24 protein-coding genes are annotated in these 21653 nt (G+C 69.6%); 11 read left to right on the forward strand and 13 right to left on the reverse strand.

Annotated features, from left to right (window positions below):
* The first annotated feature begins 47 nt into the window (after window positions 1-47).
* The 3 genes from OHA17_RS08730 (at window position 48) to OHA17_RS08740 (ending at window position 2173) form a co-directional block, all read left to right on the forward strand.
* Window positions 48-1250 carry an FAD-dependent monooxygenase gene (locus tag OHA17_RS08730; RefSeq protein WP_406505550.1) on the forward strand — a complete coding sequence of 401 codons (1203 nt, stop codon included), beginning with the start codon at window positions 48-50 and terminating at the stop codon, window positions 1248-1250.
* 126 nt (window positions 1251-1376) lie between these two features.
* Window positions 1377-1535, forward strand: a complete 159-nt coding sequence (locus OHA17_RS08735) for a hypothetical protein (protein ID WP_406510946.1) — start codon at window positions 1377-1379, stop codon at window positions 1533-1535.
* 29 nt (window positions 1536-1564) lie between these two features.
* A complete protein-coding gene (locus OHA17_RS08740; RefSeq protein WP_406505552.1) occupies window positions 1565-2173 on the forward strand; it encodes a TIGR03086 family metal-binding protein in 609 nt (202 codons plus the stop codon).
* Between the two features lie 24 nt (window positions 2174-2197).
* On the opposite strand, the gene OHA17_RS08745 is transcribed toward OHA17_RS08740, so the two are convergent.
* On the reverse strand, window positions 2198-3037 hold the full coding sequence (locus OHA17_RS08745) for a pentapeptide repeat-containing protein (protein WP_406505554.1): 840 nt from the start codon (window positions 3035-3037) through the stop codon (window positions 2198-2200).
* A 56-nt stretch (window positions 3038-3093) separates the two neighbouring features.
* Window positions 3094-3729, reverse strand: a complete 636-nt coding sequence (locus OHA17_RS08750; protein ID WP_406505556.1) for a TMEM175 family protein — start codon at window positions 3727-3729, stop codon at window positions 3094-3096.
* Between the two features lie 130 nt (window positions 3730-3859).
* Between OHA17_RS08750 and OHA17_RS08755 the strand changes: the two genes are divergently transcribed.
* Together OHA17_RS08755 and OHA17_RS08760 are read left to right on the forward strand one after the other, a co-directional pair.
* A complete protein-coding gene (locus tag OHA17_RS08755; protein ID WP_406505558.1) occupies window positions 3860-4738 on the forward strand; it encodes a chitosanase in 879 nt (292 codons plus the stop codon).
* Between the two features lie 188 nt (window positions 4739-4926).
* Entirely contained in the window at window positions 4927-5385 is a 459-nt protein-coding gene (locus OHA17_RS08760) for an excalibur calcium-binding domain-containing protein (protein WP_406505560.1), read from the forward strand.
* A 4-nt stretch (window positions 5386-5389) separates the two neighbouring features.
* Here the strand turns inward: OHA17_RS08760 and OHA17_RS08765 are convergent, their stop codons facing one another.
* From OHA17_RS08765 to OHA17_RS08815, 11 genes are all read right to left on the reverse strand, one after another.
* Window positions 5390-5638 carry a DeoR family transcriptional regulator gene (locus tag OHA17_RS08765; RefSeq protein WP_406505562.1) on the reverse strand — a complete coding sequence of 83 codons (249 nt, stop codon included), beginning with the start codon at window positions 5636-5638 and terminating at the stop codon, window positions 5390-5392.
* A complete protein-coding gene (locus tag OHA17_RS08770; protein WP_406505564.1) occupies window positions 5632-6561 on the reverse strand; it encodes a hypothetical protein in 930 nt (309 codons plus the stop codon). Before OHA17_RS08770 ends, OHA17_RS08765 begins: the two co-directional genes overlap by 7 nt.
* Window positions 6562-6563: 2 nt before the next feature.
* Window positions 6564-7832 (reverse strand): PTS transporter subunit EIIC, encoded by a 1269-nt coding sequence (locus tag OHA17_RS08775; RefSeq protein ID WP_406505566.1) that lies wholly within the window; start codon window positions 7830-7832, stop codon window positions 6564-6566.
* A gap of 222 nt (window positions 7833-8054) precedes the next feature.
* Window positions 8055-9467 carry a nucleobase:cation symporter-2 family protein gene (locus OHA17_RS08780; RefSeq protein ID WP_406505567.1) on the reverse strand — a complete coding sequence of 471 codons (1413 nt, stop codon included), beginning with the start codon at window positions 9465-9467 and terminating at the stop codon, window positions 8055-8057.
* A 422-nt stretch (window positions 9468-9889) separates the two neighbouring features.
* A complete protein-coding gene (locus OHA17_RS08785; RefSeq protein WP_406505569.1) occupies window positions 9890-11281 on the reverse strand; it encodes an 8-oxoguanine deaminase in 1392 nt (463 codons plus the stop codon).
* Window positions 11282-11334: 53 nt separating this feature from the next.
* On the reverse strand, window positions 11335-12735 hold the full coding sequence (locus OHA17_RS08790) for a nucleobase:cation symporter-2 family protein (protein ID WP_406505571.1): 1401 nt from the start codon (window positions 12733-12735) through the stop codon (window positions 11335-11337).
* A gap of 68 nt (window positions 12736-12803) precedes the next feature.
* Entirely contained in the window at window positions 12804-13727 is a 924-nt protein-coding gene (gene pucL / locus OHA17_RS08795; RefSeq protein ID WP_398877238.1) for a factor-independent urate hydroxylase, read from the reverse strand.
* 5 nt (window positions 13728-13732) lie between these two features.
* The gene (gene uraH, locus OHA17_RS08800) at window positions 13733-14122 is read right to left on the reverse strand and encodes a hydroxyisourate hydrolase (protein WP_406505573.1); all 390 of its coding nucleotides are present in this window, start codon (window positions 14120-14122) and stop codon (window positions 13733-13735) included.
* Complete coding sequence (gene uraD / locus OHA17_RS08805; protein ID WP_189964698.1) at window positions 14122-14634, reverse strand: 2-oxo-4-hydroxy-4-carboxy-5-ureidoimidazoline decarboxylase; 513 nt, start codon at window positions 14632-14634, stop codon at window positions 14122-14124. Before uraD ends, uraH begins: the two co-directional genes overlap by 1 nt.
* A 167-nt stretch (window positions 14635-14801) precedes the next feature.
* A complete protein-coding gene (locus tag OHA17_RS08810; RefSeq protein ID WP_406505576.1) occupies window positions 14802-15179 on the reverse strand; it encodes a helix-turn-helix domain-containing protein in 378 nt (125 codons plus the stop codon).
* Complete coding sequence (locus OHA17_RS08815; RefSeq protein WP_053725798.1) at window positions 15176-15427, reverse strand: hypothetical protein; 252 nt, start codon at window positions 15425-15427, stop codon at window positions 15176-15178. The genes OHA17_RS08810 and OHA17_RS08815 overlap by 4 nt, the downstream gene beginning before the upstream one ends.
* A gap of 124 nt (window positions 15428-15551) precedes the next feature.
* Between OHA17_RS08815 and OHA17_RS08820 the strand changes: the two genes are divergently transcribed.
* From OHA17_RS08820 to OHA17_RS08845, 6 genes are all read left to right on the forward strand, one after another.
* Window positions 15552-16385: a TIM barrel protein gene (locus tag OHA17_RS08820; RefSeq protein WP_406505578.1), complete on the forward strand. Its 834-nt coding sequence runs from the start codon at window positions 15552-15554 to the stop codon at window positions 16383-16385.
* 77 nt (window positions 16386-16462) lie between these two features.
* A complete protein-coding gene (locus tag OHA17_RS08825) occupies window positions 16463-17353 on the forward strand; it encodes a 2-hydroxy-3-oxopropionate reductase (RefSeq protein WP_398877242.1) in 891 nt (296 codons plus the stop codon).
* Between the two features lie 202 nt (window positions 17354-17555).
* Window positions 17556-19013 carry a catalase gene (locus OHA17_RS08830; RefSeq protein ID WP_406505580.1) on the forward strand — a complete coding sequence of 486 codons (1458 nt, stop codon included), beginning with the start codon at window positions 17556-17558 and terminating at the stop codon, window positions 19011-19013.
* Window positions 19014-19691: 678 nt separating this feature from the next.
* On the forward strand, window positions 19692-20570 hold the full coding sequence (locus OHA17_RS08835; protein WP_406505582.1) for a class I SAM-dependent methyltransferase: 879 nt from the start codon (window positions 19692-19694) through the stop codon (window positions 20568-20570).
* Between the two features lie 184 nt (window positions 20571-20754).
* The gene (locus OHA17_RS08840; protein WP_406505584.1) at window positions 20755-21225 is read left to right on the forward strand and encodes a hypothetical protein; all 471 of its coding nucleotides are present in this window, start codon (window positions 20755-20757) and stop codon (window positions 21223-21225) included.
* 167 nt (window positions 21226-21392) lie between these two features.
* Window positions 21393-21578, forward strand: a complete 186-nt coding sequence (locus OHA17_RS08845) for a hypothetical protein (protein WP_406505586.1) — start codon at window positions 21393-21395, stop codon at window positions 21576-21578.
* Window positions 21579-21653: the final 75 nt, after the last annotated feature.

Raw genomic sequence — 21653 nt, forward strand, 5'->3', positions numbered from 1 at the left:
GGGGAAGGCCGGCCCCCTGTCCGACGAGAAGTGCGAGGGGTGCGGGGATGCGTGGAGGGCGAGTTGCCATCGTGGGCGGGAGTGTCGCGGGGTGTGCCGCGGCACTGGCCGCGCACCGCGGTGGCGCCGAGGGGATCACGGTGTACGAGCGGGCCGCGGGGCAGCTGGCCGACCGCGGGGTTGGGCTCGCGATGCACAACGACCGCTATGCCGAACTGGAGGCCGCCGGGTACGTGGACGCGGCGATGCCGTGGATCCAACTGGTCCGGCGCTGCTGGTACGTTCGCGACGGCGAGGCCCCGCTGGGCCGCCGCGTCGGGATCCTGCCCTTCCCGTTCCGCACGTACAACTGGGGCCCGTTCTGGCGCGAACTGCGGGCGCGGGTACCGGAGTCGGTGGAGTTCCGTACGGGTACGGCGATCGAGCGGCTCGAACTGGCCCCGGACAGCGCCGAGTTGAGCACCGGTGACGGACGCACCGAGCGGTTCGACTTCGTCGTGGGCGCCGACGGCTACCGCTCGGTGGTCCGCACCGCCGCCCACCCCGAGGTGCGCCCGGAGTACGCGGGCTATCTCGCCTGGCGCGGCGCCTTCCCCATCGAGCGGCTGCCCGATCCCGGGCTCTGGCCGGTGGAGGACTGCGTGTACGCCGTCTTCCCGGGCGGGCACGCGATCATCTACCGCATCCCGGACGGCCGGGGCGGCCACCGCGTCAACTGGGTGCTGTACGCGGCGCCGCCGGACGGCCACGGTCTGCCCCTCGACTCCCCCACCAGCCTGCCGCCCGGCACCCTCACCGACGCGCTGCGCGCCTGCGCCCTGGAGATCGCGGACACCCAACTCGCGCCGTACTGGGGCCAGTTGATGCACCTGACGGCACCCGAGGAACTCTTCATCCAGCCGATGTACGACTTCACGGCGCCCCGGTACGCGGTCGGCCGGCTCGCCCTGACCGGGGACGCCGCCACGGTGGCCCGCCCGCACACCGGAGGGGGCGCGGTGAAGGCGCTCCAGGACGCGACCGCCCTGGGTTCCGCGCTGACCTCGGCCGCGAGCTGGCCCGAGGCGCTGGCCGCCTACGACACCAGGCGTTCCACGGTCGGGCGCAGCATGGTCGACCTCGGCCGCCGCCTGGGCCTCGGACTCGTACAGCAGAGCCCGGACTGGAGCGCGATGGACCAGAGCGGCCTGGAGAAGTGGTGGCGACAGGCGGACGGATCGAGCACGTTCGGCGGCCGGAAGCTCTCCTGACAGCTCAGGCGCGCGACCACGGTCGACCGACTCCTCAAGGGACGACCACGGTCGGCTGCGCCGAGAAGTCGCCCCACTTCCCGTCCGGCAGCCTCGCGCGGATCTTCACGCTGTAGCGGGTGCCACATGACGCGTACGGACCTGGCGCTGCTCGCCTGCGCAGTGACCCCGCCGGGCACGGACGGGCTCTGCCGGTCCGTGCCCGGCCCCGCACGCGGTGAGCAGCAGCAGGGCGACGCACAGTCCAGGCTCCCCCGCACAGATGCGTGGCGCGGCCGGCGATGAGTTTTCGTTCCCCGTGCCGTCTGCCTTGCATGAGCAGCGAAACGAGCGCCCCAGCACCCCTCCCGGACCTCGGCCCCGCGGCGGCCGAGCTGACACGGCTCCTCGAAGGCGTACGCGACGAGCAGCTGGAGGTCCCGACGCCCTGCCCCGCGTACGTGCTGCGGGATCTCCTCTCGCACATCGCGGGCCTCAGCGTCGCCTTCCGGGATGCCGCGCACAAGGAGTTCGTCCCCTCGACCAGCACCGCCCCGGGCAGTGTCCGGCCGCCCGCGCCGGCCGGGGACTGGCGCAAGTCCATGCCGGAGAACCTCGCCGCGATGGCGGACGCCTGGCGGGACCCGGCGGCCTGGGAGGGCGAGACGCAGGCGGGCGGCCTCACGTTCCCCGCGGCGATCGCGGGCCGCGTCGCCCTCGACGAGCTGGTCGTCCACGGCTGGGACGTGGCGCGAGCCAGCGGCCAGACGTACCGGCCCGCCCCGGTCGACCTGGAGGTCTCCTACGGGCTCCTCGCCCCGTCGAAGGACGACCCGGCCGCGCGGGGCACCGCGTTCGGGCCGGCCGTCGACGTGCCGCACGAGGCGCCGATGCTGGACCGCCTGATCGGCATGAGCGGCCGGGACCCGGGCTGGGCCCACTGAGCGACGCTCCGCCGGGTGTGATCCTTACCAGTGCGAAGGACGCACCAGGGACGGCGGGAGCTTCGTCGTCCCGTCACCCCGCGCCGCGTTCAGCTGGGCCTGGGTGAGGAAGAACGCCTCGGTCAGGTCGGCGCCGGACAGCCGTGCGTCGCGGAAGTCCGCGCCGATCAGGTCGGCCATGCGCAGATCGGCTCCGCGCAGGTCCGCGGCGATCAGGAAGGCGCCCCGCAGGTTCGCGCCGCGCAGGTCGGCGCCCTTCAGCTTGGCGCCCATGAGGTCGGCGCCGCGGCGGTCCTTCTTCTTGCCCTTGAAGTCGGCCCTGACCAGCTCGCTCGCCTTCAGGAGCAGCTTGTTGACCTTGTCGCGGTGGGCGGGCACGTCCAGCTCGGCGAGGGCCTCGGGGGCCAGCGCCGTGAACGCCTCGGTCTCCTCAAGGGCCGCGCGCAGCTCGGCGTGGACGGGCCGCGCCTTCGGCAGGGCGAGCGCCTCGGTGACGTACCAGAGCAGCTCGTGGAGCTGGCGCATGACCGGGAAGACCTCGAACATCGAGGCGGCGGTGTCCGGCGCGGTACGCCAGTCGCGGCCCCCGAAGGTCCCCTGTGAGACCTTCTGGCCGGCACCGAAGCAGTCGTACACCGTACAGCCCTGGAAGCCGCGCCCCCGCAGGTCGCGGTGGATTCCGCAGCGGAAGTCCTGCTGGAGGTTGGGGCAGGGCTTCCCGGCCGGTTTGTCGATCGCGAAGTCGGCGGACGCCGCGTAGGCGAGGGCGACACAGCACAGGCCGAAGCAGTTGCCGCAGTCGGAGACGAGGGTCAGACGGGTCGCACCCGGGGCCGGGGCGGCTGCCTCGTGGTTCTCGGACAACGTGCGGGACTCCTTCTGGCTGGTCGTGCGACGTGCGGCGACGTCGGCCCGCCAGTTTAGTCGCGCCCCTCCCCCGCCGCCGCGACCGGCACCTTGAGCTGGTTGAAGCCGTAGTACACAGCGAGCAGGCCGTGCGCGGCCAGGGTCAGCGGGGCAGAGACGAAGGCGAGCGCCACCGTCGCCGGATAGGCGAGCGAGCCGATCGCGAAACGCATACGAGTGGCGCGGGCGGCCGCGTTGTCGACCCGGTCGTCGAAGAGGTGGCCCGTACGGGTCAAGTGCCACCACAGGGCTTGGTAGTTGAGGGCCATCACGACCATCAGGCCGCTGTAGACGACGGCCGCGACGTGCGAGGCGCCGGGCTCGCGGAGGTACTCCGCCATCAGCGCGGCCGGCCAGGGAATCGCGACCACCGTCATCAGGAGCAGCAGGTTGAGGAACATCAGGGTGCGGTCGATGCGGGCCACATAGCTGAACAGGGTGTGGTGGTTGACCCACATGATCCCGATGATCAGGAAGCTCACGACATAGGCCGCGTACGAGGGCCACAGGTGGCCCAGCTCCCGCCACAGGTGGTCGCCCGCGTGCGGCGGCACCTTGATCTCCAGGATCAGGAGGGTGATCGCGATGGCGAATACGCCGTCGCTGAACGCCTCCACGCGGCTCGACTCGGAACGGCTGGTTTCAGTCACCCGGGCAATGATCCCCACAACCGCCCCGGCTGCAAGACCCTTCAACTTCCTTGTGCCGCAGGGGTGTACGGCCGCTCCGCGGCAATGGTAGGAAAGTTTCCTAACAGAACACTGGAGCGACGAACTCCTCATGGAGGTCCAGGTGCACACCCCCCACCGCAAGACCACCGCACGTCGTACCAAGATCGCCGTACGCGCCCTGCTCGGCACCGCTCTCCTCGCGGTTCCGGTCACGGCGTACGCCGCCGAGAATCCGGCCGCCGCCACGGCGGACAATGCGACGGTGAACAACGCCGCCGCGACCGGGCTCGACGACCCGGCGAAGAAGGACATAGCCATGCAGCTCGTCTCCAGCGCGGAGAACTCCTCGCTGAACTGGAAGGCTCAGTACAAGTACATCGAGGACATCAAGGACGGGCGCGGCTACACCGCCGGCATCATCGGATTCTGTTCCGGCACCGGCGACATGCTCGACCTGGTCAAGCTCTACACGGCCCGCAATCCCGGCAACGTCCTCGCGAAGTACCTGCCGGCCCTGGAGAAGGTCAACGGGACCGACTCGCACAAGGGTCTCGACCCGAACTTCACCAAGGACTGGAAGACCGCGGCGTCGGAGACGGCGTTCAAGGACGCCCAGAACGACGAGCGGGACCGGGTGTACTTCAACCCGGCCGTCAAGCAGGGCAAGTCCGACGGGGTCGGCACGCTCGGCCAGTTCATCTACTACGACGCCATCGTGATGCACGGCGACGGAAGCGACCCGACCAGCTTCAGCTCCATCCGCAAGAAGGCACTCGCCAAGGCGAAGCCCCCGTCGCAGGGCGGCAACGAGACGACGTACCTCAACGCGTTCCTGGACGCCCGGGTCTGGGCGATGAAGCAGGAGGAGGCGCACAGCGACACCAGCCGCGTCGACACGGAGCAGCGGGTCTTCCTGAAGAAGGGCAACCTGAACCTGGACACCCCGCTCGACTGGAAGGTGTACGGCGACCCGTACCACATCGGGTAACAGCCCCCACAGGAACGGCGGGTACGGCAGCGGAGGGCTGCCGTACCCGCCTTTTCCGTGCGTTCTCCGACCGTACTGCGGCCGAATTCGCCCGAGTTGGCCGATATTGCTTTACGTAACCTTTGCGGGCCGTATTCTCTTCTTCACCAGATCATTACAAGCACCCGATCGTCCGAAAGAGCCGCCGCATGCGCATATCAAGGCCAGCCGTCCGTACTCTGCTCATCTCCGGCCTGCTCGGTGCGCTCGCCTTCACCACGACCGGGTGCCAGGACGACACCGCCAAGCCCGCGAAGCCTGCGGCCAGCAGTCCGGCCGCCGCCCCTTCGGCGTCCGCTTCCGCGACCCCGTCGGCCAGTGCGAGTCAGAGCCCGAGCGCCCCGCCGACGTCGAAGCCCGCCGCCCCGACGCCCCCGCCCCCCAAGGCCCCGCCGAAGCCCAAGACGAACGGCCCCAGCCTGCCGCCCCCGAGGAACGACGGCGGGGGCAACGGCGGCGGGGACAGCGGCGGTGGCGGTGCGGGCAGCGTCTCCTACAAGAACTGCGCCGCCGTCCGCGCCGCCGGAGCCGCTCCCCTCCATCGCGGCGACCCCGGCTACGCCGCCCACCTGGACCGGGACGGCGACGGCATCGCCTGCGAGAAGTAGGAGGTCAGGCGGCCTGTCGCTGGGTGAGCCGCCAGGTCATCCAGTCCGCGCCGTCCTCGAACCGGGCGCTCGGGAAGGCTGTCGCACCGCAGCGCACGCGGTGCAGCCGCCCTTCCGCTTCGAGGAGCGCCAGATCGCGGTAGACCGTCATCCGGCTCACCCGCATGTCACGCATCAGCTCGGCGACCGAGACATGGCCCTTGTACTCGACCCGTTCGGCGATGCGGGCCCGGCGGCGGTCGGAGGTCAGCACGCGCCACCTCGCGTGCCGCGGCCGCCGAGCGCCATCCGGTTCCAGGTGTGACGCCGGCCGCGGACCGCGACCGAGTAGGAGTAGAGGAGCTCCGGGTCGCACATTCCGGGGATGAAGGAGTCCCCGAAGTGGTGGGCGTCGACCCCTATCTCCTTTGCCGTGAGGGCGAGTTGGGGCACCACGTTGGTGTGCGAGCCCTCCTGGCTGGTGCCGATCGCGCCCATCACCACGGCGCCCGCGTCCTGCACGGCGGCGACCGCCTCGGCGGCCAGCTCCTTGGTGACGCCGGGCATGGTGCCGGGCAGCGGAAGGACGACGCCGTCGGCGCCGGCCTCGACGAGCGAGGTGAGGCGCGCCGCGGTGACGCGCTCGGGGTGCCCGGCGTGGTGCATCTTGCCGCTCCACAGCGCCACGTCGTCGCCAAGTCCCTTACGGAGCACGGCGGTTACCCTGGCGAGCCCGTCGTACGAGCCGCCGGTGCCCGGGTTCGCGGTGAGGCACAGCATGGCCGCGCCCATGTCGACGAGCCGCTTGGCGTACTCGGGCGTGGCCCGCCGGATCTCCGGTACGTCGCCGGGTTCGAGGTTGATGCCGACCGGGCGGCCGATGTGCGCCGCGAGGTCGGCGATCGAGGTGAAGGTGCCGAGGCCCGGCAGGGTCAGCTTCGTACCGTCCCAGGCCCGTTCGATGAGGTTCAGGACGACGATGTCGGCGCCGAAGGCCGCGACGAGCTCCATGTTGTGGACGCCCCGGCCGTCCTCGCCGGGGATGAGCGCGGCGCGCTCGGCGAAGACCTCGGCGACCATGGTGCGGCCCTCGGCGGCCGCCACGGCGGCGGTGAGCTCGCGGCCGCGCAGCGCTGCGAGCTCTTCCCGGTCGAGGTCGAGGATGCGGGCGGTGTTCTCAACTGGCTTGTGATGCATGGCTACTTGGCCTCGGCCTTCAGGAGTTCGGCGAGCTCCTCGTCGGATTCCCGGCCCGGCGTCGGCAGGTTGAACCTGGTGATCGCGAAGCGGAAGACGACGTAGTAGAGCACCGCGAAGCAGACGCCGACCAGGGCGAGCAGCCAGGGCTTCTGCGCGATGCCGAGGTTGAGGAGGAAGTCGATGGCGCCGGCCGAGAAGCCGAAGCCGTCCTTCATGCCGAGCGCCCAGGTCAGCGCCATGGAGACACCGGTGAGCACCGCGTGGATCGCGTACAGGACCGGCGCGATGAACATGAAGCTGAACTCGATCGGCTCGGTGATGCCGGTGATGAAGGCCGTGAGCGCGAGGGACATCATCATGCCGCCGACGACCTTGCGGCGCTCGGGGCGCGCGCAGTGGGTGATGGCGAGGCAGGCGGCGGGAAGGGCGAACATCATGATCGGGAAGAAGCCGGTCATGAACTGCCCGGCACTCGGGTCACCGGCGAGGAAGCGCGGGATGTCGCCGTGGGCGCCCTTGTAGTCGCCGGCCTGCCACCAGGGGAAGGAGTTCAGGAGGTGGTGCATGCCGACCGGGATGAGTCCGCGGTTGGCGACGCCGAAGATGCCGGCCCCGACCGCGCCCGAACCGACCAGCCACTCACCGAAGTGGTGCAGTCCGGCGCCGAGCACCGGCCAGATCAGACCGAAGACGATGCCGATGACCAGGCCCGCGAAGGAGGACAGGATCGGCACGAGGCGGCGGCCGCCGAAGAAGCCCGCCCAGTCCGGCAGCTTGGTCCGGTAGAACTTCTGGTAGAGCAGGGCCACCACGATGCCCATCACGACGCCGCCGAGCACACCGGCGTCGACCGGGGCATCATTCATGACGATCTTGCCGTCCACGACCGCCGCGACCTTCGGCAGGGTGCTGTCGGTGAAGGTGGCGAGCACCTTCTGGAAGACCAGGTATCCGGCGACGGCCGCGAGTCCGGTCGAGCCGTCCGCCTTCTTGGCGAAGCCGATCGCGATGCCTACGCAGAACAGCAGCGCGATGTTGTTGATGATCGCGCCGCCGCCCGCGGACATATATCCGGCGATCTTGGTGACGACGGTCGGGAAGGACTCCCGGCCGAGCATGTCGGTGTTGCCGAGACGTACGAGGAGGGCCGCCGCCGGCATCACGGCCACCGGCAGCATCAGGCTCCGGCCGATGCGCTGCATGACGGCCATCACGCCGGAGCCCTTTTTCTTCTTCTCGGTCGCGTCCGTCTTTGCGGCCGTACTCATCTGCTTCCTCCACGGAAAGGGTGGTGTTGCCGTGGCAGGGAGCGCAACATCCGAACGGGCCGCATCCCGTGGTGGGATGCGGCCCTTCCGTTCTAACACCGTGAACAGCGGATGAATGGGCTGAGCGGGCAAGGGGCGACCTAGGGCCCGGCAGGTTGAGCCACAGGTCCCGTGGCCGGCCGGGACCTTCCGGGCCGAAGGACTGGCCGAAGGACTGAAGGCTCAGTGCACGGCGACCGCCGGTTCGGCCGAGGTCAGGTCGTCGTCGGCCGCCGCCTCGGCCCGGTTCCTGCCGAAGTGGTTGAACGCCAGGTTGAGGACGATGGCCACCACGCACCCGGTGGAGATCCCGGAGTCGAGGACGACCAGCGCCTTGTCGGGGAAGGCGTGGTAGAAGTCCGGCTTGGCGATCGGGATCAGGCCGATGCCGACCGAGGCCGCCACGATCAGCGCGTTCTCGCCCTTCTCCAGGGCGGCCGTCGACAGGGTCTGGATGCCGCTCGCGGCGACCGAGCCGAACAGCACGATCCCCGCGCCGCCGAGCACCGGCAGCGGTACGAGGGAGATCACCGAGGCCGCGACCGGGCAGAGGCCGATGACGATCAGGATGAGCCCGCCGGTGGCGACGACGAACCGGCTGCGCACCTTGGTCATCGCGACGAGCCCGATGTTCTGGGCGAAGGCGCTGGCCATGAAGCCGTTGAAGACGGTGCTGAGCACGGATCCGAGGGTGTCGGCGCGCAGGCCGGCTGCGATGGTCTCCTGGTCGGCAGGGCGCTCGACGATCTTGCCGAGGGCCAGCATGTCGGCGGTGGACTCCGTCATGCAGACCAGCATCACGATGCACATCGAGACGATCGCGGCGACGTCGAACTGCGGGGCGCCGAAGTGGAACGGCGTCGGGAAGCCGACGACGTCCGCGTTCTTGATGGCGGCCAGGCTGGTCTTGCCCATCGGGATCGCGATGACCGAACCCGCCACCAGACCGAGCAGGATCGCGATCTGCTGCAGGAAACCGCGCAGGAGTTTGCGCAGCGCGAGCACGATGACCAGGGTGATCCCGGCGAGCGCGAGGTTGGAGAGGGAACCGTAGTCGGCGGCCTTCTCGTTGCCGCCGGAGGACCAGTTGAAGGCCACCGGGAGCAGCGATACGCCGATCAGGGTGATGACGGTGCCGGTGACGACCGGCGGAAAGAAGCGGACGAGCTTGCCGAAGTACGGGGCGGCTATGAAGCCGAGCAGTCCGGCGACGACGACCGCGCCGAGGATGACGGGGATCGCGTTGTGGCCGTGCTCCTTGCCGATGGCGATCATCGGGGTGACGCCGGCGAACGAAACCCCGTTCACGAAGGGCAACTTGGCGCCGATCTTCCAGATCCCGAGGGTCTGCAGAAGTGTGGCGAGGCCCGCGGTGAACAGGCTCGCGGCGACCAGAAAAGCGGTTTCCTTGGTGTCAAGACCCACAGCGGGGCCGACGATCATGGGCGGGGCCACCACACCCGCGTACATCGCGGCCACGTGCTGGAGGCCACTGGTGAACATTTTCAGCGGGGGGAGCGTCTCGTCGACCGGGTGCTTCTCGCCGGTCTGGGCGGGGCTGACTGCGAAGTTGCGAAACCTGGGCTGTGCGGCCACGGCGGTTCCTCCGGTCGGTTACACGTCGGCGGTGGACGCGGGTGTCATGGAGGTGGTGCGTTGTGGTGCGTTGAGCAGCTGGAACAGGTGGTGCAGGGGCAGTGCGAACAGCGCGGCTGGCTGTTTGACGCGGGGTGACACCGATCGGTCTGCGGGTGGGGCCGAACGGTTGCGGGCCGGCCGAGCAATGGCCCGTGGTGCTGGGACGGTGCGGACAGCGCGGGGATCACGCTTCCGGTACGGCCGTGCGGTCGGCGCGGCTCGCGCCAACTCACGGTGTGCGTAAGGGGATTGATACGTTCACCGTTCCGGGGAGTGCGTACGTCCTTGTAGTACGCACTCCCCGGTCCAGCTGCCGTGAACCCCGCTCGGGTCCACGGCGACCGGCCGAGGGCCGTCCCCCTCGGCCGGACTCCTTGGGGTCAGGCCTGCGCGACGATCCGGGCGAGGCGCTGAGCCTCTTCGCGGGTCGCCACCGCGATGGCGTCCTCGTCGACCGTGGTGAGACGGCTGTTCTCGACGATCTGCCTGCCGTTCACGAACGAGGCGGTGACGGGGGCCGCGGCGCCGAAGACGAGCGCGGTGACCGGGTCGGCGATGGAGGCGTGGGCGAGGGTGTCCAGCTTCCACAGCACGAAGTCGGCGAGCTTGCCGGCTTCGAGGGAGCCGATCTGGTCGGCGCGGCCGAGCACCTGGGCGCCGCCGTAGGTGCCCAGGCGCAGCGCCTGGCGGGCGTTGAGCGCGGCCTCGCGGTGCTGGGCGTTGAGGCGGTTGATGAGGAGCGCGTTGCGCAGCTCGGTGTGCAGCTCGCCCGACTCGTTGGACGCGGTGCCGTCGACGCCGAGGCCGACCGGGACGCCCGCCTTCAGCATGTCCGGGACGCGGGCGATGCCGGCGGCCAGGCGTGCGTTGGAGGACGGGCAGTGGGCGACGCCGGTGCCCGTGCGGGCGAAGGCGGCGATGTCGGAGTCGTTCATGTGGACGCAGTGCGCCATCCACACGTCGTTGCCGAGCCAGCCGGTCGACTCGAAGTAGTCGGTCGGGCCCATGCCGAACAGCTCCTTGCAGAACTGCTCCTCCTCCACGGTCTCCGAGCCGTGGGTGTGCAGCCGTACGCCCTTGGCGCGGGCCAACTCGGCGCCCTGCTTCATGAGTTCGGTGGAGACCGAGAACGGCGAGCAGGGGGCGACGGCGACCTGGGTCATCGAGCCGAACGAGGCGTCGTGGAAGCGGTCGACGGTCTCGGCGGTCGCGGAGAGCGCGCCTTCGAGGGTCTCGACGGCGAAGTCCGGCGGCAGGCCGCCGTCCTTCTCGCTGCGGTCCATGGAGCCGCGGGCCAGGGTGAAGCGCACGCCCATCTCGGAGGCGGCGCCGATGATCGCGCCGGACAGGTCGCCCGAGTTCCGCGGGTAGACGTAGTGGTGGTCCATCGCGGTGGTGACACCGCCGCGGGCCATCATCGCGAGCGAGCCCTGGGCCGCGACGCGCCCCATCTGCTCGTCGATGCGCGCCCACGTCGGGTAGAGGGCGACGAGCCAGTTGAAAAGGTTGTGGTCGGTGGCCAGACCACGCGTGATCCACTGGTAGAAGTGGTGGTGCGTGTTGATCAGGCCGGGGGTGACCAGGTGGCCGGTGCCGTCGATGCGGCGGACCACGTTTTCCAGGCCCTTCGGGGCCTGACCGGCTCCGATCGACTCGATCTTGTTGTCGGCGACGACGAGGTAGCCGGAGGCGTACTCGGTGTCATTCGCGTCCACGGTGGCGATCGCACAGTTCTCGATGACGATGCGCTGGGGGGCTGCCGAAGGTGCCATGGTGCTTCCTTCTTTGTTCAGTGGCGGCTGTTACTACGGGGCACGGCAGGACCCTACGAGGATTTGAGTACCGGGGCGGTGACGCTGCTCCGGGTGCCGAGATGGTGGAAGAAAAGGTTGAGCAGGACCGCGGTGAGCGCTCCCGCGCTGATGCCGGACCCGAGCACGGTCTGTGCCCAGGCGGGGAATCCGGCGTAGAAGGTGGGCGCGGCGAGCGGGATGATGCCCGCCCCGAGCGCCACGGCCACCAGGATGATGTTGGAGCTGTCGTCGAGCCCGGCCTCGGAGAGGGTACGGATACCGCTCACTGCGATCGAGCCGAACAGGACGATTCCGGCGCCGCCGAGGACGGGCATCGGGACCAGCGAGACGACCGCGCCGAGCACCGGGAAGGCGCCGAGCACGAGAAGGGCTGCGCCCGCGACGGCGACAACGTACCTGCTGCGTACGCGAGTCAGCGAGACGACGCCGACGTTCTGGGCGAACGCGCTGGTCGGGAAGCCGCCGAAGACCGGGCCGAGCAGCGTCGCGATGCCGTCGGTGCGCAGGCCGCGGGCGATGGTGCGCCCGTCGGTGCGGCGCTCGCAGATCTCGCCGATGGCCAGCATGCCGGCGCTGGACTCGGTCATCAGGACCAGCATCACGATGCACAGCGACAGTACGGCCGCCGGGTGGAACTCGGGGGCGCCGAAGGAGAACGGTGTCGGCAGGGCGGCGACGGGCGCGGACTTCAGGGCCGAGAAGTCGGCCATCCCGAAGGGGATCGCCGCGAGCGTGCCGATCAACAGGCCGAGCAGCAGGGCGACTTGGCGCAGGAAGCCGCGGCCGAAGCGCTGGAAGAGGAGGATCACGACGAGCGTGAAGGCGGCGAGCGCCAGGTGGTTCATGGACCCGAAGTCGGCGGCGTTCTTGTCGCCGCCCTGGGCCCAGGACACGGGTACGGGCATCAGCGTGACGCCGATGAGCGTGATCACGACACCGGTCACCAGCGGCGGGAAGAAACGCAGCAGCCGGCCGAAGAAGGGTCCCACCAGGAGGCAGAAGACTCCGGCGACCATCACCGCGCCGTAGATGGCGGGGAGTTGATGGCCCTTGGCGCTGGTTTCGGCGATCGCGAGCATGGGCGCGATGCCGGCCGAGGAGGCGGCGTTGACGAACGGGAGCCGGTTGCCGGCGAAGTTCGCGACGCCGAGGGTCTGCAGGACGGTGGCGAGCCCGGCGATGAGCAGGCTGGCCGCGATCAGACGGGTCTGTCCCGCGGTGTCCAGGCCGACGGCCTGGCCGATGATGAGCGGAGGGGTGACGACGCCCGCGTACATGGCGGCGATGTGCTGGAGCGCGGCGGGAACGAGCCGCGCGGCAGGAAGCTTTTCGTCCACCGGGTGCACGGCACCTTCAGGTGGGGTGGTACATGGGCCGTCGGCTGTTGCCGGCCCGACTGCGGGCTGTGCCATGGGGATTCCCTCCGGTCTGGCCGGCCCCCGCCCGGCTGCGGCCGGGCGGGGGCGGGCTCAGTGCCGCGTCAGAGGTTGGTCATGTCGACCGGGATCTGCGGCTCGACGCCGTCGCGCAGGACGGTCGCCTCGATCAGACCGTAGGGACGGTCGGCCGCGAAGTAGACCTCGTTGTCGTTCTTGAGCCCGAACGGTTCGAGGTCCACCAGGAAGTGGTGCTTGTTCGGCAGCGAGAAGCGAACCTCGTCGATCTCGGACCGGTTGTTGATGATGCGCGAACCCATCTGGTACAGGGTCTGCTGGAGCGAGAGCGAGTACGTCTCGGCGAAGGCCTGCAGCATGTGCTTGCGCACCTGCTCGTAGGACTTCTCCCAGTTCGGCGCCTTCTGCTCGTCGTCGCTCCAGCTGAACCGCCAGCGGGCCGAGACCTGCGTCGCCAGGATGCGGTCGTACGCCTCCTGGAGCGTCGTGTACTTGTCCTTGACGTAGCCCCAGAACTCGGAGTTCGTCGAGTTCATCACGACGAGGTCCTTGAGGCCCGAGATGACCTCCCACTTCTCACCGTCGTAGGTGATCTGGGTGACCCGGGTCTCCTGGCCCTTGCGGACGAAGGAGTGCTTGACGTCGTCGGAGCCGATGAACTTCGAGTTGGCCTCGGAGGTCTCGATGCGCTCCCACGAGTACTCCTCGATGCGGATGCGCGCGACCTTGATCGGCTCCTGCGAGGTCACGAAGTGCCGCGCGAGGTGGATGCCGAACTGCTCGGCGGACTCGATGCCGTACTCCTTGGCGAACGCGTACACCGTGTTCTTGGTGGTGTCGGTCGGGAGCACGTTGGCGTTCGAGCCGGAGTAGTGCACGTCCTCCATGTCGCCGGACAGGGCGACGGAGACGTTGAGGTCCTTGATGTGGTGCGTGTCGCCGTCCCGCGTGATCTTGACGACGCGGTTCTCTGCTTTGCCGTACTGGTTCTGGCCGAGAATCGTGGGCATGTCTGCTAGCTCCCTCGGTAAACGGAGTAGCCGAACGGGTTGAGCAGCAGCGGTACGTGATAGTGCTCGCCCGGGGCGACGGCGAAAGTGATCGCCACCTCCGGGAAGAACGCACCGCTGTCCCTTACGCGGGGGGCGTCCTGCTGCGCCTCGGCTTGCTTCTTGGAGAAGTACTCCTCGACCTCGAAGTCGAGTCGTACGTGGGTGGTGCCTTCCGGCAGGGCCGGCAGGTCCTTGCAGCGCCCGTCCGCGTCGGTCGCGGAGCCGCCGAGCGAGATCCACTCGGCGTCGGAGCCCGAGCGGGCCGCGAGCTCGATGGCGACGCCCTCGGCGGGGCGTCCGACGCTGGTGTCCAGGATGTGCGTGGACACCGAGGCGGTGGTCGCGGTGCTCATCAGTCCTTGTCCTCTTCTACGAGACGGGTCAGCCGGATTCGGTTGATCTTCCCGAGTTCGGTGCGCACGATCTCGCGCTCCTCCTCGGCGGTGTTGCCGATCCGGGTCTTCACCGCGTCGCGCATCTGCTCGCCGGTGGCACCGGTGGCGCAGATCAGGAAGACGTGGCCGAACTTCTCCTGGTAGGCCAGGTTCAGTTCGAGCAGCTCGGCCTTGAGGGCCTCGGAGGCCCCGGCCATGCCGCGCTGTTCACGTGCGGAGGTGGGGTCACCGGGCTTCGGCCGGCCGATCGGCGGGTGCCCTGCCATCGCCTCTTCCAGGTCCTTCACACCCAGCTCGGCCAGAGCGGCGTCGCTGGCGGTGAAGAGGTCCTCTGCGGTGGCGTACGGGCGCTGGGCGAGCAGCTTGCTCCCCCACGCCGAACTGGCGCACACCTCGTGGAGCGCGGCGAGCGCCGCATCGTCCTGGGAGGTGTTGAACCGGGCGAGGCCCGGCGTCGAAGTCGTAGTCACGGCGGCCTCCGTGGCCTTGGTGCTGAACGGGCTGCGGATAGCTAACGCCCTCCGAAACATCCCGTCAACACTTTGTTGAAAACTTGGGGTTACAAAAACCGCCGCCCGGTGGCCGGACGGCGGTTCGTTGCGCGGGGGGTGCCTGAGCAGGCACCGAGCGTGCTCGCTCAGTCATCCTTGGCGGAGTTTTCCCTGTTCAGGTAGTTGTACACGGTGAACCTGCTGACCCCGAGGGCCGAGGCGACGGTCTCCACGCCGTGTCGCACCGAGAAGGCGCCGCGCGCCTCCAGGGTCCGTACGGCGGACTGCTTGGCCTTGCGGTCCAGGGCCGCGAGCGGCATGCCGTGGCGGCGCTCCATGGCGGCCAGGATGTGATCCAGGGAGTCGGAGAGCTGGGGCAGCCGCACGGCCACCACGTCCTCACCCTCCCAGGCGAGCACCACGTCGTCGGGCAGCGCTTGGGCGGGCGGCAATATCTCCGCGCCCATGGCGTCGACGAGCGGCTTGACCGCCTGGATCAGAGGGTGGTCCGCGGGTTCGGTCACTTCTCGCCCTCCCCGATCACGTTGACCTGGAGCGAGACACGGGTGGCGCCCGCCGCCAGGGCCTTGCGCAGCAGCGCGTCCACCGCGGTGAGCACCTCGTCCGCGCCGCCTTCCGCGGTATTGCCGAAGGGGCCGACGTCGACCGCGTCGAGCCGGGCCGCCTGAATGACGTCGCGGGCGACCACGGCATGCGGGGGCGCCTCGTCGAGGTCGAAGGGCTCGGTCGTGAACTCCACTCTCAATCGCACGCGCTCAACCTACTGCGAGGTCGACGAAATCCGGGAGGCCCCCTTGACAAGCTCGCCAGTCCCCCTGCAACCTTCCATCAAGCAGAAAACAACTTCCGCAATACGGAAGGAGCGCACACCCCTCATGGGCTACTCGAACCAGCGCTTCGATGTAAACCTTTCGATCCTCTTCACGGAACTCCCGCTCCTGGAGCGCCCGGCGGCCGCGGCCGCGGCGGGCTTCACGGCGGTCGAGCTGTGGTGGCCCTGGATCGAGACCCCCACCCCCGAGCAGGCCGAGCTCGACGCCCTCAAGAAGGCGCTCGACGACGCCGGCACCCAGCTGGTGGGCCTCAACTTCTACGCCGGCGCCCTGCCGGGCCCCGACCGCGGCACGCTGTCGATTCCCGGTGAGGAGTCGGACCGCTTCCGCGCCAACATCGAGGTGGCGGCCGACTTCGCCGCCTCGGTCGGCTGCAAGGCGCTCAACGCGCTCTACGGCAACCGCGTCGAGGGCGCCGACCCGCAGGTGCAGGACGCCCTCGCCCTGGAGAACCTCGTCCTGGCGGCCCGCGCGGCCGACCGGGTCGGCGCGATCCTCCTGGTCGAGGCCCTGAACAAGCCGGAGTCGCCGCTCTACCCGCTGGTGAGCGCCCCGTCCGCGATCGAGGTCGTGGACAAGGTGAACGCCGCGACGGGTCTGGGCAACGCCAAGTTCCTCCTCGACATCTACCACCTTTCGATGAACGGTGAGAACGTCGCCGAGGTCATCGAGGCGTACGCGGACAAGACCGGCCACGTGCAGATCGCCGACAACCCGGGCCGTGGCGCGCCGGGCACCGGCTCGCTGCCGCTTGAGGAGCTGCTCGACCAGCTCGCGAAGGCCGGCTACGACGGCTGGGTGGGCCTGGAGTACAAGGCCGCCGACGCCGCCGCCTCCTTCGAGTGGCTCCCCGCCGAGGCCCGCGCGGCCCGTTGAGGCGTAGGGGGACGCCCCCTGGCCCCCGGGGCCTCAACTTCTTGACGTACCAAAGCTTTTAGGAAGGCAGCACCCTCATGAGCAACCTCCCCAAGATCGCATGGGTCGGCCTCGGCATCATGGGCTCCCCCATGTCCGAGAACCTGATCAAGGCCGGCTACTCGGTCACCGGCTTCACGCTGGAGCAGGACAAGCTGGACCGCCTCACGGCGGCCGGCGGCACCGCGGCCGGCTCGATCGCCGAGGCCGTCAAGGACGCCGACGTGATCGTCACGATGGTTCCGGCGTCCCCTCAGGTGGAGGCCATCGCGTACGGTGAGGCCGGCATCCTGGCCAACGCCAAGCAGGGCGCGCTGATCGTCGACATGTCGTCGATCACCCCGCAGACCTCGGTCGACCTCGCCAAGAACGCCGCCGAGAAGGGCATCCGCGTCCTGGACGCCCCCGTCTCCGGCGGCGAGGCCGGCGCCATCGAGGCCGTCCTGTCGATCATGGTGGGTGGCGAGCAGGCCGATTTCGACGCGGCGCTGCCGATCCTTGAGGCCCTCGGCAAGACCATCGTGCTCTGCGGCCCGCACGGCTCCGGTCAGACGGTGAAGGCCGCCAACCAGCTCATCGTCGCGGTCAACATCCAGGCCTGCGCCGAGGCCGTCGTCTTCCTGGAGAAGTCGGGCGTGAACCTCAGCGCCGCCCTGGACGTCCTGAACGGCGGCCTGGCCGGCTCGACCGTCCTGACCCGCAAGAAGGACAACTTCCTGAACCGGGACTTCAAGCCCGGCTTCCGGATCGACCTGCACCACAAGGACATGGGCATCGTCACCGACGCCGCCCGCAACGTCGGCGCGGCCCTTCCGGTCGGCGCGGTCGTGGCCCAGCTGGTCGCCTCGCTGCGCGCCCAGGGCGACGGCGGCCTGGACCACTCCGCCCTGCTCCGCGCCGTCGAGCGCCTCTCGGGCTCGCAGGTCTGACCCGCTGAAACACCCCCTCGGGGGTCCCCAGATTTCCGGGCGGCGGCGGCGCTGACACCTGTCCTGTCGCGCCCAGGCGCCGCCGCCGCCCGGAAGCTCACACTTCATTTTCAACAAACTGTTGACGTTCTGTTCCGAGCGAATTTACGCTCCAGGGACTGCGGAACAAGTCACCAGTGCAGCTCCAGTACGGAAGGTCACGATGTCGAAGCGCGTGCTTACGACCGAGTCCGGCGCCCCCGTCGCCGACAACCAGAACTCCGCCACCGCCGGCGTCGGTGGCCCCATCCTGCTCCAGGACCAGCACCTCCTGGAGAAGCTCGCGCGCTTCAACCGTGAGCGCATCCCGGAGCGTGTGGTGCACGCCCGCGGCTCCGGCGCGTACGGCTACTTCGAGGTGACCGACGACGTCACCGGCTTCACGAAGGCCGACTTCCTCGGCGAGGTGGGCAAGCGCACGGAGACGTTCATCCGCTTCTCCACCGTGGCCGACTCGCTCGGCGGCGCGGACGCGGTCCGCGACCCGCGCGGCTTCGCGCTGAAGTTCTACACGGAGCAGGGCAACTACGACCTCGTAGGCAACAACACGCCCGTCTTCTTCATCAAGGACCCCATCAAGTTCCCCGACTTCATCCACTCCCAGAAGCGCGACCCGTTCACGGGCAAGCAGGAGCCGGACAACGTCTGGGACTTCTGGGCGCACGCCCCCGAGGCCACCCACCAGATCACGTGGCTCATGGGTGACCGCGGCATCCCGGCCTCGTACCGTCACATGAACGGTTACGGTTCGCACACCTACCAGTGGACGAACGCGCAGGGCGAGGCCTTCTTCGTCAAGTACCACTTCAAGACGAACCAGGGCATCCGCAGCCTGTCCTCCGACCAGGCCGCCGAGCAGGTCGGCAAGGACGCGAACAGCCACCAGACGGACCTCCTGCAGGCCATCGAGCGCGGCGTGAACCCGTCCTGGACGCTGTACGTCCAGATCATGCCCGCCGCCGAGGCCGCGGACTACCGCTTCAACCCGTTCGACCTCACCAAGGTGTGGCCGCACAGCGACTACCCGCTGCAGCGCGTGGGCCGCCTGGTCCTGGACCGCAACCCGGACAACGTGTTCCAGGAGGTCGAGCAGTCGGCCTTCTCGCCGAACAACTTCGTCCCCGGCATCGGCCCCTCGCCGGACAAGATGCTCCAGGGCCGCCTGTTCGCCTACGCGGACGCGCACCGCTACCGCCTGGGCGTCAACCACACCCAGCTGCCGGTCAACGCGCCTAAGGCGACCGAGGCCGACAACTACGGCCGCGACGGCCTGATGGCGACCCGCAACGGCCGCCGCACCGACAAGAACTACGAGCCCAACTCGTACTCGGGCCCCGCCCAGACGGACGCCGCCCTGTCGGCCCCGCTCGCGATCCACGGCTACACGGGCACGCACGCCGCCCCGGCCCACGTGAAGGACGACGACTTCTTCCAGGCGGGCGAGCTGTACCGCCTGATGTCGGACGACGAGAAGTCCCGCCTGATCGCGAACATCGCCGGCGGCCTCTCGCAGGTCTCCCGCGACGACGTGATCGAGAAGAACCTGGCCCATTTCCACGCCGCGGACGCCGAGTACGGCAAGCGCGTCGAGGAGGCCGTCCGCGCCCTGCGCGAGGACTAGTCGCCCGGTTCAACCTCCAGACCGTGCAAGGGATTTGACGGGAGGTCAAACCCTTTGCACAGTCCGATCCGCCGACCCGGATGAGGGGTGGTCGGCGGATATGGACAACCCGAGGATCGCGGCGGTGTGGCGATGCCAGTGCGGTGGTGAAGGCGTGCGCGCCCCCCTTCCTGACCTGAAGGAAGGACCCGGGCGCCCACGCCAATCGCCGCCGCCGCGATCCCCGCAACCTCCCCCAAGAATCCCGCCCGGCGGTGCGAACGTCCTGTCGCGCCAGCCTCGTTCCGCCGGGCGGCAACAACTCCACAGCCAGGACGCTGGGTTCGGTTTACGGTCCCGAACCGAGCGTCCGATGATCAAGGCCCTACCTGTCGTTTCAGGTGGGGCCTTGATCTTCTTCGTGGCTTTGACGATGGCGCACATGAGCTCGGCCGACGCGAGTCGCGGCCCGAATCCGAGATCCCGAGCAGCACCCGCTCGGGATGGGGCAGCCGGACTCATATTCACGTGCCGGCATCGCCATCCGCAGATACCGTGGTTCTCGTCCAGGTGCGCAGGCAGCGGCTACTTCGTTTTGGGAACGGGCGGTTGCGGGTTCGAGTCCCGTCGTCGACTTCGGGTCGGCGTAGCTCAATGGCAGAGCACCATGTACCGCCGCCGACCTTGAACTCTGGACGCATGACGGGCCATCAAGGGCGGTGGGCGGGCGTGAGTGCCGGCTGGGAGTGGGACGACAGCCTGTTCCGGGGTGCCGCCGCCTATTACCGGCGCGGAAGGCTTCCCTATGCGCCCGGTCTTGCGGACGTACTCGCCGACGTTCTCAAGCTCGATGGGCACGGGCGCCTCATCGACGTGGGATGCGGGCCGGGCACTCTCGCCCTGGGCCTGGCTCACTTGTTCAGCGAGGTCGTCGGGGTGGACGCGGACAGTGGGATGATCGCCGAGGCGACTCGCGACGCCGCCGGGCGCGGAATGGCCGGGAAGGCGCGGTGGGTGCGGGCTCGGGCGGAGGAACTGCCCGCCGGTCTTGGCGCGTTCGGCGTCGCGACCTTCGGTCAGTCCTTTCACTGGATGGATCGCGACCTGGTGGCGGCGACCATGAGGGACATGCTCCGGCCCGGCGGAGCGCTGGTGCACATCGCGGATGTGAAGACCGAGACACCGACCCTCGACGGCCTGCCGCACCCTCCGGCGCCCCACGCGGCCATCGAGGAGCTGGTCAGGCGCTACCTGGGGCCCGTCCGGCGGGCCGGCCGCAGCGTGCTGCCGCACGGAACGCCCGGCGATGAAGCGGCGGTGCTCACGCGGGTGGGATTCACCGGCCCCGATCGCCACGTCGTTCCCGGCGGACAGCCGCTGGAACGCACGTCCGACGACGTCGTGGCGTGGGTGTTCTCGATGTCGTACGCGGCTCCGCACCTGTTCGGCGCGCGCGGCGAAGCCTTCGAGGCGGACGTGCGTCGGCTGCTGAGGGAGGCCTCGCCGTCGGGGTGGTTCTCCGAGCGGCAGCCGAGCACCGAGGTCTTCGTCTGGCGGAACGGCCCCGCCGAGGTGTGATCCGGGCCCGAGCGGCCTCGCTTCCAGCCCGCCGGGGCGCACCCGTAAAGGGCTCGGCATCCACTGTCACCAATTCGGTGTATTCAGCTGCAAAGGCAGTGATCTCGACCCCGAGTGCGCGTCACCCTGATCCCCGTGCGCAGAACCCGCCGTTCTGCCTGATCCGGCCACCCTCGGAGGGGTCTTGAAGACGAAGGCATCGAAGTACCTTGCCATTCCGCTGGCTTGGGGACTGGCGCTGGGGCCGGCGTCGGCCACGAGCGCCGCTGCCGCACCGGCCACCGCCCGGCCCCACCTACCCTCAACCCCCGCGGCCCACCACGCCTCCGCCGCCAAACGCACCGTGCTGACGAACGCCGACGACGACCGGATCGTCGTCGTCACGGCCGGCGACGACATCGAGGTCCGGCTCACCGGCTCTCGCTCCCAGGGGCTCACCTACACCTGGAACGTTCCGCAGTCCGGCGACTCCGGGGTGCTCCGGCGGACTGCCGCCCGCACCACACCGACGGGCGGTGCCAGCGCCGTCTTCCACGCCGGGAAACCCGGCGTCATCATGATCGCCTCCGTCCGGACCTGCCGCCCCGACCCCGGCCACGTATGCCCTCTCGTCGTCGTGCCCTGGAAGGTCACGGCGAAGGTTTCACGGGAGTGACCCAGCCGCCCCCTCCCCCGAGCCGGCGGCTCCCGGTCGACCCCGTGAGCTGCCGCGCCGCGAAGTCCGGCAGCTCAACCACCGATGCCCCAACCGCCCACGTACATCTGCCACTTGAGCCGTCGCAAACGGCGCCCGGCACAGGGTCCGGCCATGCACAATGAGGCATGACCACGATGCTCGTATCCGCCGCCGCCCGCCGCACCCTCCCGGTCCCCGCGTCCGGCCCCCGCGTAGCGCTCGCCGCCCGCGCCGCCGCTCAGCACGCGGGGCTCGCCCCTGCCACCCTCGACCGCATCACCACGCCGGGCGACACCACGCCGTCCGCATCGGCGTTCCAGTCCGCGTTGTAGGGGCGCCGTCCACACATCGCCATGGCGCGCCGTCGATGTCGCAGTGGCGCCATCGGACCGCGCCGCGGCGCCAAC

The sequence above is a fragment of the Streptomyces sp. NBC_00212 genome, assembly GCF_045206365.1.
In the GTDB taxonomy this organism is placed as follows: Bacteria; Actinomycetota; Actinomycetes; order Streptomycetales; family Streptomycetaceae; genus Streptomyces.

Bases quoted from the DNA above. Each gene is read 5' to 3' on its own strand.
- OHA17_RS08730 (WP_406505550.1), top strand. From the start codon at position 48: ATGCGTGGAGGGCGAGTTGCCATCGTGGGCGGGAGTGTCGCGGGGTGT.
- OHA17_RS08735 (WP_406510946.1), top strand. From the start codon at position 1,377: ATGACGCGTACGGACCTGGCGCTGCTCGCCTGCGCAGTGACCCCGCCG.
- OHA17_RS08740 (WP_406505552.1), top strand. From the start codon at position 1,565: ATGAGCAGCGAAACGAGCGCCCCAGCACCCCTCCCGGACCTCGGCCCC.
- OHA17_RS08755 (WP_406505558.1), top strand. From the start codon at position 3,860: ATGGAGGTCCAGGTGCACACCCCCCACCGCAAGACCACCGCACGTCGT.
- OHA17_RS08760 (WP_406505560.1), top strand. From the start codon at position 4,927: ATGCGCATATCAAGGCCAGCCGTCCGTACTCTGCTCATCTCCGGCCTG.
- OHA17_RS08770 (WP_406505564.1), bottom strand. From the start codon at position 6,561: ATGCATCACAAGCCAGTTGAGAACACCGCCCGCATCCTCGACCTCGAC.
- OHA17_RS08775 (WP_406505566.1), bottom strand. From the start codon at position 7,832: ATGAGTACGGCCGCAAAGACGGACGCGACCGAGAAGAAGAAAAAGGGC.
- OHA17_RS08785 (WP_406505569.1), bottom strand. From the start codon at position 11,281: ATGGCACCTTCGGCAGCCCCCCAGCGCATCGTCATCGAGAACTGTGCG.
- OHA17_RS08790 (WP_406505571.1), bottom strand. From the start codon at position 12,735: ATGGCACAGCCCGCAGTCGGGCCGGCAACAGCCGACGGCCCATGTACC.
- pucL (WP_398877238.1), bottom strand. From the start codon at position 13,727: ATGCCCACGATTCTCGGCCAGAACCAGTACGGCAAAGCAGAGAACCGC.
- uraH (WP_406505573.1), bottom strand. From the start codon at position 14,122: ATGAGCACCGCGACCACCGCCTCGGTGTCCACGCACATCCTGGACACC.
- OHA17_RS08820 (WP_406505578.1), top strand. From the start codon at position 15,552: ATGGGCTACTCGAACCAGCGCTTCGATGTAAACCTTTCGATCCTCTTC.
- OHA17_RS08825 (WP_398877242.1), top strand. From the start codon at position 16,463: ATGAGCAACCTCCCCAAGATCGCATGGGTCGGCCTCGGCATCATGGGC.
- OHA17_RS08830 (WP_406505580.1), top strand. From the start codon at position 17,556: ATGTCGAAGCGCGTGCTTACGACCGAGTCCGGCGCCCCCGTCGCCGAC.
- OHA17_RS08835 (WP_406505582.1), top strand. From the start codon at position 19,692: ATGACGGGCCATCAAGGGCGGTGGGCGGGCGTGAGTGCCGGCTGGGAG.
- OHA17_RS08845 (WP_406505586.1), top strand. From the start codon at position 21,393: ATGACCACGATGCTCGTATCCGCCGCCGCCCGCCGCACCCTCCCGGTC.